General features: G+C 73.8%; 3 protein-coding genes. All 3 read left to right on the plus strand.

Features of this window, described 5'->3' with window-relative positions; all coding sequences use genetic code 11:
• Nucleotides 1-747: ABC transporter permease (locus ACFWEP_RS33825; protein WP_387376009.1), on the plus strand; the 747-nt coding region annotated here is incomplete at its 5' end.
• 96 nt (nt 748-843) lie between these two features.
• The gene (locus tag ACFWEP_RS33830) at nt 844-2,391 is read left to right on the plus strand and encodes a glycosyltransferase family 2 protein (RefSeq protein WP_387376011.1); all 1,548 of its coding nucleotides are present in this window, start codon (nt 844-846) and stop codon (nt 2,389-2,391) included.
• Nucleotides 2,392-2,423: 32 nt separating this feature from the next.
• On the plus strand, nt 2,424-2,768 hold the full coding sequence (locus ACFWEP_RS33835; RefSeq protein ID WP_387376013.1) for a hypothetical protein: 345 nt from the start codon (nt 2,424-2,426) through the stop codon (nt 2,766-2,768).
• The last annotated feature ends 15 nt before the right edge of the window (nt 2,769-2,783 follow it).

Raw genomic sequence — 2,783 nt, forward strand, 5'->3', positions numbered from 1 at the left:
CTCCCCGCGCTCGACCTGCTGCTCATCTGGCCGGGCGCCGGGGGGCCCGCCCACCCCCCCACGCCCCCCCCCCCCGCCGCCGGCGCCACGCCCCGGGGCGCCGCGCGGCGGGACGGCACCCTGTGGCCGGCGCTCGGCCACAGCCTGCTGCGTACGGCCTGTGGGTTCACGGTCTCCGCTGTGCTCGGCACCCTCCTCGGGCTGCTGATCCACCGGGTACGCGCCGCGCGCGGAGCGCTCGCCCCCGTCCTCTCGGCGCTCCAGTCGCTCCCCGCCGCCGGTCTCGTACCGCTCGGGGTCATCGTCTTCGGCGAGTCCGAGAAGGCGGTGTACGCGGTGGTGCTGCTCGGAGCCGTACCGTCCGTGGCGCTCGGCGTGGCCGGGGCGCTCGGGCAGATTCCACCGCTGCTGCTGCGGGCCGGGCGGTCGCTGGGCGCCACCGGGCCCGCTCTCGTCCGGCACATCCTGTTGCCGGCCGCGCTGCCCGGGCTGGTGGCCGCACTCCGGCAGGGCTGGACCTTCGGCTGGCGGGCGCTGATGACGGCGGAACTGATCACCGCGACCCCGCTGCCCGGGGTGGGACGGCTCCTCAACTCCGGCAAGGAGAACGACGACACCGCGCTCGTGCTCGCCGCCGTCCTCCTCGTGCTCGCCGTCGGCATCGTCATGGAGTCCGCCCTCTTCACCCCGGTGGAGCGCCGGGTACTGCGCGCCCGCGGCCTGCTCCCCGACACCGCCAAGCCCTGACCGCAGATCCTGACCCCGGGCAGCGCCCCGGCCTTCCCTCGAGCCGCCCCCCGCCCCGCCCTCCGTGCATGCGCGCACGCCCCGAAAGGCACACCCATGAGCCCGGCCGCCCCCTCATCTCCGCCGAAGGTCAGCGTCGTCGTCCCCGTGTACAACCCGGGTGCCCACATGGACGAGTTGATCGACTCCCTGCTCAACCAGACGATGGACCCAGGGGACTTCGAGGTGATCCTCGTGGACGACGGCTCGACGGACGGCACCGGAGCGCGGCTCGACCGGCTCGCCGCCGAACACGCGCACTTCCAGGTGGTGCACATCCCCAACTCCGGCTGGCCGTCCCGCCCCCGCAACCTGGGAATCGAGCACGCCCGGGGCACCTACGTCCAATTCGCCGACAACGACGACTGGTTCGGCACCGAGGCCCTGCAACGGCTGCACGCGTACGCCGAGGAGAACGGCTCCGACATCGTGGTGGGCCGGATGGCCGGCCGGGGCCGGGGCGTCCCCCGGGAACTGTTCCGCAAGAACCTCCCCGACGCCCGGCCGGAGAAGAGCGCGCTCGTCGACAGCCTCACCCCGCACAAGATGTTCCGGCGGTCCTTCCTGCTGGAGCACGGGCTGCGCTTCCCCGAAGGCAGACGCCGGCTGGAGGACCACGTCTTCGTGATGGCCGCCTACTTCGCCGCCCGGCGGATCTCGGTCCTCTCCGACTACGTCTGCTACTACCACGTGGCCCGCCCCGACCACTCCAACGCGGGCTTCCGCACCTTCGACCCCGCCGGCTATTTCGGCAACCTCCGCGAGGCGCTCGACATCGTCGACGCGAACACCGCGCCGGGCGCCGTCCGCGACCGGCTGCACCGGCGGTGGCTCCGGGTGGAGACCGTCGAGCGGCTCAGCGGGAAGAGGTTCCTGAACGCCCCCGAGGAGTGGCGCGAGGACTTCTTCCGCGAGGCCCGCGGCCTGGTCGCCGAGCGGTTCGGCCCGGGAGTCGCAGCCGGGCTGCCCGCCCGTCAGCGCGCGGCGGCCGAGCTCCTCGTCCAGGACAGGATCGGGGCGGTGCGCGCTCTCGCCGTCTGGGAGGCGTCGGTCCGCGCCAGGGCCACCGTCTCCGCCCCGTCCGCCGAGGAGATCACCGCCACCGGCGAGCTGCTCTCCGGCGACTCCCCGCTCACCTTCACCCACCGCCAGGACGGGGCCGACTCGCTGTCCGTCCCGGTGGACGGCGTCCCGGCCGAGGCGCTCGACGTCACCAAAGCGCTCAGGGCCGCCAAGATGGACGTGCTGGCCCGGCGCAGGGGCGGCGCGGAGGAGTTCTTCGTACCGTCGGAGACCAGCGTCACCCGGGTCCCGGACCCGAACGCCCCCGGCACCTTCCGGACCGTCCACACCACCGTCGCCAAGATCGCCCCGGACACCCTCAATTCGGGCCGCAACGCCGGGACCTGGGACCTCAAGGTACGCATCAGCAGCTGCGGCTGGCAACGCGACGCCATGCTGCCGCTCAGCCTCCTCATCGGCACGGACGGCGCCCCGCCCGTCCTCATCACCCCACCCGCCCGACCCGTCACGGTCCTCCGCCTGAAGCGGGCGGCCCGGCGCAGGACGGCGGCCCTGCTGGCCCGGCTGCGCGGCCTGGTCTGAAGGCCCTCCCGGCCGAACGCCATCATGGCGCCATGAGCGATACGAACCTGGCCACCGGCAGTGTCTGGCGACTCCACCACGGCAGCCACGAACTCGCGCGGCTGACCGTGACCGGTGCCGACATGCCCTGGGTGCACGCCACGGCCGAGACGCTTCCCGCGTTCGAGGACTTCCGCCCCCTCTTCGCCGAGCAGGCGCGCGCCACTGCCCGGGAGGACTGGGAGCGGGCCGACGTCTGTTTCCTGCGGATCCGCGAGGCGCTCACCATGACCTTCCCGGACGGCGGCGAGGTCGCCGAGTTCGCGCTGGACTTCCACGACGACGGCACCGCCGACTGGCGATGGCACGACGAGCCGTTCGGCCCCGACGACCTGTAGCCCGCTCCCCCGGGC

It is taken from the genome of Streptomyces sp. NPDC060198 (assembly GCF_042728415.1).
Lineage (GTDB): Bacteria > Actinomycetota > Actinomycetes > Streptomycetales > Streptomycetaceae > Streptomyces.